This is a genomic window from Streptomyces sp. NPDC101227 (genome assembly GCF_044767545.1).
In the GTDB taxonomy this organism is placed as follows: Bacteria; Actinomycetota; Actinomycetes; order Streptomycetales; family Streptomycetaceae; genus Streptomyces.
In genome coordinates this window covers 451718-458588 of record NZ_JBIWOD010000005.1, presented here as the reverse complement: position 1 = coordinate 458588, position 6871 = coordinate 451718, and the positions used below count along the sequence as shown (strand labels likewise).

The following is a 6871-nucleotide window of genomic DNA, read 5'->3' as shown; positions in this document are numbered from 1 at the left end:
GGCGCCCGCCCCCCCCCCCCCGGGCCCCCCCCCCCCCCCCCCCCCCCCCGGGGGCTTGCCCCGCCCCCCGAAAACACCGGGGGCCCCGCCCCCCCGCGGGGGCCCCGGGCCCGATTGTGCTGCGCTGAAGTTCACGTTTCCGGCGGGCATGCCAATGCCCCGGCAACCCCATCAATCTCGCAAGGGCATTGACATGCGTCCCTCCACACGCCCTGAATAACGAACGCCGCGACCTCTTTCCGTCACGACCCAATAACAATGCCACGACCCTCGGTCGATTATCACACTCAGCCCACACCTGACCCTCCCCATAAACAGCAAAATCCGGGCCGCCCAGAAGAAGGAGATCTGGGCGGCCCGGGTCCTATCCGGCGGGCATATGGAAGCCCTTGCCGTTCCCGGAGAGAGCCGGGATGTCATCCAAAATGTGTGACAGCGCCTCGTACCGAGCCGGGCGATACTCATTCACTCAAAGAAGCAGGCACCCAGATCCGCCTTGCCGGACCGTCTTGCCGATCTGGGTTCCGCATGGGACCCGCCGAGGCAATTCACCCGGAACACCGGACCGAAAGCGAACAGCGAATCTCAGATCACGCCCCGCCCGATCATTACTTCGGAAGCGGCAGACCACCCAGCAGCGACTGCTGCGCCCCATTGACCTTGTTGCCACGGAGGAAGTTCTTGGCCTTCACGGTCTTCGCCGTGGCCTTGACCGTCTTGACCAGCGGCGCGACCTGGCGGCCGTCCAGCGGCTCGTTGTGCAGCACGTCCGCCAGACCGCCGTTGAGGCCCATGCGCGGGGTCACGGGGCGCGGGGCAGTGGGGCCGGCTGCGAAAGCGGGGGCGGCCGCAACGATCGCCATGACAGAACCGGCAACAATCGCGGCAGACTTCGCGTACTTCACTTTTTCGCTGTCCCTTCTCGGGGCGGTGCTTGATGGGCTCGCGACACCAGCGCCGCGTGAGCAAACACTTCGCTGCTCGGATCACCGCTTTCGCCCTGACTAACGAGTCCCGCCCCCCGGAGAAACTCTGAAGTTCCACCTTCTTGACAACGCCACCCGAAAGAAGCGAACCGCTCGTGTTTCCGGTCCTGCCGCCGAATGCCGACGGCCCCGGCACGCATGGACTGCGCGCCGGGGCCGGTCAGAGCGACCTGGCTCAAATTATTTTGCGTTCAGCGGTTGAGGCAGTGGTTGCCGAACGCCGGGCTGAGCAGCCCGATGAACTCGACGGTGTTTCCGCACACGTTGATCGGAATGTGGACCGGCGCCTGAACGACATTGCCGGAGAGGACGCCCGGGGAGTGCTTGGCGCCGCCCTTGGCATGCGCATCGGCGAACGCCGGCGCAGCCGCGCCCACTGCCATGAGCGTTCCGGCAGTAACTGCAGCGACCTTTGCGTACTTCACTTTCAGCCCTTCCTGCAGCGGGTCCGTAGCGATCACGACCATCGTGTCGCACGGGCGAAAACCTGCTCGCCCGTAACTCCGCTGCCACCATTGATAACAATTCACCCTCGCCAACGAAACGCCCGCGGCAGAGTTTTCCGAAGAATCGCCCGAATGACGCAAAGTCGTTTCAGGAGATTGCCACCGCGCATACGACGCGAGAAAACTACCGCAGTTCGAACAGGCGAGGGACAAGCCGAATACGAATTCCTACCGAAAAGGGAACATGGAATTCCTGTCCCTACGGTCGGCAGGGAGGTACCGCACGTCCGGGCCCGCCCACAAGGAGGAAGCCGGCAGCCCCGGTGTACGGCCGATGACCGGATCAGTGGTTACGGGCTCCGTTACCGGACGGAACCGGGGTGTTGTCCACGATGCGCGACAACGCCTCGTCACCCTTCGCCCGCGCCGAGTTCTCCGTGCACCGCTGGCTCTGCGGCGACGAAAGAACGTTGACGTCCCGCGACGCGCCCGCCAGGAAACCGAAGACGTGCGCGACGTTGGCCTCGACCGGCAATGCCACGCAGGGCTTGTTCAGCGCGCCCTGCACGAGCTCCAGTTGCGGGCTCAGCTTGCCGTGAGTGGTGGAGTTGCCGAACACCGACCGGGCGCCGTTTCCGTTGACCGTGCTGGTGCCGTTGTGGTTACCGATCGCCATCGCCTGGGGGACGACCGTCGCCGAGATTCCGACGACAGACGCGGCTACAGTCGTCGCGGCCAGGACCTTCTTGATCACCATTCACCCTTCTCGAAGCGGAGTGCCCGTATCCGGAGCGCACTGGTCAACTCGCCTCGGAGAGAGCGGTTTCGCCCATTCACCCGAATGCCACGTACCCATAGACACATATCACCGCATCCGAGCGATGCCACGACCGCGAACGGGACCCCGGTTTCTGAGCCGATTTCGGGCCATGGCCGGAGTTCCGGGCGCGCGAAGGCCGGTACGGAGAGCACGTACCGGCCTTACGCCTGACGCCAGGGGTGATCAGCGGTTGACGCAGTGGTTGCCGAACGCCGGGCTGAGCAGCCCGACCGCCTCGAGGGTGTTCCCGCAGACGTTGATCGGCATGTCGAGCGGCGTCTGGACCAGATTGCCGGAGAGCACACCGGGGGAGTTCTTGACGGCTCCGTGCGCCGTGGCGCCGTGCCCGCCGGCGGAGGCAATTCCGGCCCCGCCCACAACGGCCACACCCGCGGCGGCGGACAGGACAACGGCCTTTGATACACGCTTCACTGGGAACCTCTTTACTGAGCAGCATTTCGGGGATCTGTACGCGCCGCCTAGAGCGACAAGCTGCTCAACGCATCAACCCGGAAAGAGGTAGTGGAGCATCCGGGTGAAGGTGGCAGCAATCCATCCCGAAGCACAACCAATTCCCATCTTCGCATATCAGCGCCGCCCCTATGCCAGTTGTCCATGGCCATCGGCAGGTGTCCTGGCTATCAGCGGCATCCGCGCATGACACACCTTCCCGCCGCCATTGCTCGTGGCGGAATTGGCAAACCGCTGACGAACCGCCGACAAACCGCCGATGCCCCCGCCGCCGAACTTGCCGTCGCCGTACGGCAGATGGAGCGATCCGGGCCGGCGCACAGCGGCGTATCCGACGCGCTGTACGGGGCCGCGATCGGCGACTCGTCGTCCGTACCGGCCGGGTCCCGCCGACGCCGGCATCGACGCGGTCCCGCCGCCGGTCGCCGCCACCGGCGCTGTGGTGTCGAATGCGCAGGTCAAGGCGATTGTCAGACCCTGGTGCAAGACTCGTGGCATGAGATGGGCAGTGGCGGAGACGGGCGACGGGGGTGCTCGTCTCTGCCCGCTTGCCCCGGACGGCCGGACCGCCGGACCGGTGCAGGAGGAGCGCTCACTCGCCGACGCGATCCGCTCGCGGCCCGAGGCCGAGCGGTGGGTGTGGCGGTCCACTGCGGAGATCTACCGGCGTCTTCTGGCGGAGGGCGTACGGGTCGCGCGCTGCTACGACGTCGAGGCGGCCGAGGCCCTGCTGATCGGCCATGAGGAGGGGCAGTCGGGCCAGCCGCGCTCGCTGGCCGCCGCCTGGGCGCGGCTGCACCGCCTGCCGGTCCCGGAGGACGCGCCGGCACGGACCGCCGAGACCCAGCCGTCGCTGTTCGAGCCGGGGCCGGTGCCGCTGCCGCCCGGTACAAACGAGCTGACGGCTCTCCTGGAGGTGTATGCCGGCCAGGTGGCCCGTACGGCGAAGACCGAGCACCCGGAGCGGATGCGGCTGCTGCTCGCGTCCGAGTCGGCGGGCATGCTGATCGCCACCGAGATGACGCGGGCCGGGCTGCCATGGCGGGCGGATGTGCACCGCGAGGTGCTGAACGGACTGCTGGGCGAGCGCTATCCGGGCGGCCTCGAACCCCGGCGCATGGCGGAGCTGGCCGAAGAGGTGTCGAGCGCCTTCGGGCCCGGCGAGCGGGTGCGTCCTGACCTGCCCAACGACATCATCAAGGCCTTTGCCCGAGCCGGGATTTCGCTCTCCTCCACCCGTAAATGGGAGCTCCAGCAGATCGACCACCCGGCCGTGGCCCCGCTCCTGGCGTACAAGTCCCTCTATCGCCTGCACACCGCCCATGGCTGGTCCTGGCTGCAGCAATGGGTGCGCGACGGCCGCTTCCGCCCCGAATACTTCCCCGGCGGCACGGTCTCCGGCCGTTGGACCACCAATGGCGGGGGCGCCCTGCAGATCCCCAAGGTGATCCGGCAGGCCGTGATCGCCGACCCGGGGTGGCGCCTGGTGGTCGCCGACGCCGACCAGATGGAGCCCCGGATACTGGCCGCCGTCTCCCGCGACCGCGGCCTGATGGAGGTGGCCGGCAGCGGCGAGGACCTCTACGCCGACCTCGCCGCCCGCGCCTTCCGCGGCGACCGCGCCCAGGCCAAGCTCGCCCTGCTCGGCGCCATCTACGGCCAGACGTCCGGCGACGCCCTCAAGCACATGGCCGATCTGCGCCGCCGGTACCCGGCCGCGGTGGCCTATGTCGACGACGCGGCCCGCGCCGGCGAGGAAGGCCGCCTGGTGCGCACCTGGATGGGCCGCACCTGCCCGCCCGCGTCCGTGACGCCACCTGATGAGGCGGGCCTTCCCCAGGAGGAGGCCGCGCCTTCCGGTTACGGCAGCAGCTCGGCGGCCCGCGCCCGCGGCCGGTTCACCCGCAACTTCGTCGTCCAGGGCAGCGCCGCCGACTGGGCCCTGCTGATGCTGGCCGCCCTGCGCCACTCGCTGTCCCGGGGCGGGTTCCGCGCCGAGCTGATCTTCTTCCAGCACGACGAGGTCATCGTGCACTGCCCGGCCGAGGAGGCCGACGCCGTCTCCGAAGCCATCGCGACGGCCGCCACGGCGGCGGGCCGGATCGCCTTCGGGGACATACCGGTGCGCTTTCCGTTCACGACGGCGGTGGTGGATTGCTATGCCGAGGCGAAGTGAACTGAAGTAAGGCGCAATCGCCGACGGCGGACCGAACTTCGCGGGCCTCGCGTACACCATCCGCCGGTCGCATCCGGGCGTCGGCCTCCTCAGGCCGTGGCGTCGTCGCCCCGCCCACCCGCCGGGGACTCGACGGTCGCGATCAGGCCACGGGTGATCCGCAGCATCGCCGCGACCAGTACCTCGCGCGGGCGCTCGGGGCGTTCCAGCCACCACAGCGCCAGCCCGTAGAGCGAACTGCGGATCGCCTCGCCCAGCGGCTCCAGCTCGGCCTCCGGGATGCCGGGCACGAATTCGCGGAGCAGCGCCATATCGGTCTCCCGTTGCCTGCGCTGCAGTTCGCGGTGGAAGGCCTGCACGTCCGGGTCGCCGGTGGTGTCCCGGAACATCAGGCGCCAGGTGTACGGATGGCTCTGCACATGGCCGAACCAGGCGTCGTACATCGCAGCCAGCCGGGCCCCCAAATCTCCCTCACCGTCCAGGAGTTCGCGCAGGGGGGCGGCGGCGAGCTCGTCGCGGTGGCGTTCCAGCAGGGCGAGGTGCAGCTCCTGCTTGGAGTCGAAGTGGCGGTAGAGCATCGGCTTGCTCAGGCCGGCCTCGGCGGCGATCTCCCCGATGGTCGTGCCCGCATAGCCGCGCTCCGCGAACAGCCGAGCGGCGGCGTCCTCGATCCGCGTACGGGCCTCGGCGCGAGCGGCCCGGCCCCGGTCGACCCCACTCATCCCACTCACGTCCTCACTCATCCCACTCACGCATCCCGCTCCCGCGATCTGGCTCATTTCGGCCCGCGATTTCTGGTGGCCCTTGCGGCGAGCATGCATCATACTCAGTGGTGTACCAAATGTTATACTGATAAGTAACTTAGCCACCCTGAACATTCCCCGGCGGCACCCTCCCCTCCGCCGCCGCCAACGATGACAACAGACCGTGAGATATTCGAGGAACTAATAACTCTCTGTAATCGTTGCCGGTATAGAGAGGCGCGCGAGGCAAGCGGAGCAGGGCGCGCAGGGGAGAGCGGGTGGAGAGCAGCGGAGGAGGTCCACATGAGCGTCGGTGGCCGTCGAGAAGGAGGGGCACATGATCGTTTCCATACACTTCGCCGAACTCGGGGTGCGCGCCGCACGGGCCGCGCTGCATGAGCGCCCACGACCGGACGCCGTCCCCGGGCTCCGCTACGCGGAAACCGCGCTCACCGGCGGCATAGCGGCCGGCCCGCCCAAGCTGCGCCCCGGGCGGGCGGCCCTGATCGCCGCCTGGGAGGACGACGCCGCCCTCGATCGCTTCCTTGCCGAGGATCCGCTGCCCCGGCGGATGGCCGAGGGATGGCACGTACGGCTCCAGCCGATACGGGTCTCCGGGGCGTGGCGCCCGATGCCCGTGGAAGTCGACCCCGACGCGGCCATGGCGGACGAGGACGGGCCGGTCGCCGTCCTCACCCTCGGGAGGCTGCGACTGCGCCGCGCGGTGCCGTTTCTGCGGGCCAACTCCAAGGCCTCCGGCCGCGCCGCGGCCGATCCGTCGCTGGTGGCGTCCGTCGCTCTGGCCCGACCGCCACGATTCGTCGGAACCTTCTCGATTTGGCGCAGCGTGGCGGCGATGAGCCGGTACGCATACGGGTCCGCGCAGCCGGAGCACACGGAGGCAGTCAGGGCGCATCAGGCGAGGGCGTTTCATCACGAGGCGGCATTTCTGCGCTGCCGGCCATACGGGGCGCAGGGCTTGCTGGACGGCCGGGAGCCGATTGCGGCGGCGGTCGCGGACTCGGCGGGCACGCCTTAGCCTCGTACGGACGATGCCGCTGCCGGGCTGCCCGGACGCTCGGGTCCCGCGGCGCCTGCGCCGTCGTCACCTGCGTCGTCATCGCCGAGTATTTGCAGGTCGGTAGTCGGTGAGTTGGCGCAGGTCCTCGGTGCGCCGGCGGAAGGTGCCGGTATCCGGCCTCCGGCCTCCGGGCGATCGCGTTGGGCAG

Annotated in this window: 7 protein-coding genes; 2 read left to right on the top strand and 5 right to left on the bottom strand. The window is 68.8% G+C overall.

Features of this window, described 5'->3' with window-relative positions; translation table 11 throughout:
• Positions 1 to 608 precede the first annotated feature (608 nt).
• The 4 genes from ACIRPT_RS14470 to ACIRPT_RS14455 form a co-directional block, all read right to left on the bottom strand.
• Positions 609 to 905 (bottom strand): hypothetical protein, encoded by a 297-nt coding sequence (locus tag ACIRPT_RS14470; RefSeq protein ID WP_403826853.1) that lies wholly within the window; start codon positions 903 to 905, stop codon positions 609 to 611.
• A 272-nt stretch (positions 906 to 1177) separates the two neighbouring features.
• Positions 1178 to 1411 carry a chaplin gene (locus ACIRPT_RS14465; RefSeq protein ID WP_403500595.1) on the bottom strand — a complete coding sequence of 78 codons (234 nt, stop codon included), beginning with the start codon at positions 1409 to 1411 and terminating at the stop codon, positions 1178 to 1180.
• A 364-nt stretch (positions 1412 to 1775) separates the two neighbouring features.
• Positions 1776 to 2186 carry a rodlin gene (locus tag ACIRPT_RS14460; RefSeq protein WP_403827095.1) on the bottom strand — a complete coding sequence of 137 codons (411 nt, stop codon included), beginning with the start codon at positions 2184 to 2186 and terminating at the stop codon, positions 1776 to 1778.
• A gap of 249 nt (positions 2187 to 2435) precedes the next feature.
• Positions 2436 to 2684 carry a chaplin gene (locus tag ACIRPT_RS14455; protein WP_403498895.1) on the bottom strand — a complete coding sequence of 83 codons (249 nt, stop codon included), beginning with the start codon at positions 2682 to 2684 and terminating at the stop codon, positions 2436 to 2438.
• A 535-nt stretch (positions 2685 to 3219) separates the two neighbouring features.
• Between ACIRPT_RS14455 and ACIRPT_RS14450 the strand changes: the two genes are divergently transcribed.
• Entirely contained in the window at positions 3220 to 4899 is a 1680-nt protein-coding gene (locus tag ACIRPT_RS14450) for a bifunctional 3'-5' exonuclease/DNA polymerase (protein WP_403826850.1), read from the top strand.
• An 89-nt stretch (positions 4900 to 4988) separates the two neighbouring features.
• On the opposite strand, the gene ACIRPT_RS14445 is transcribed toward ACIRPT_RS14450, so the two are convergent.
• On the bottom strand, positions 4989 to 5621 hold the full coding sequence (locus ACIRPT_RS14445; protein WP_403826847.1) for a TetR/AcrR family transcriptional regulator: 633 nt from the start codon (positions 5619 to 5621) through the stop codon (positions 4989 to 4991).
• 358 nt (positions 5622 to 5979) lie between these two features.
• On the opposite strand from ACIRPT_RS14445, the gene ACIRPT_RS14440 reads away from it, so the two are divergent.
• Entirely contained in the window at positions 5980 to 6681 is a 702-nt protein-coding gene (locus ACIRPT_RS14440; protein ID WP_403826844.1) for a spheroidene monooxygenase, read from the top strand.
• Positions 6682 to 6871 lie beyond the last annotated feature (190 nt).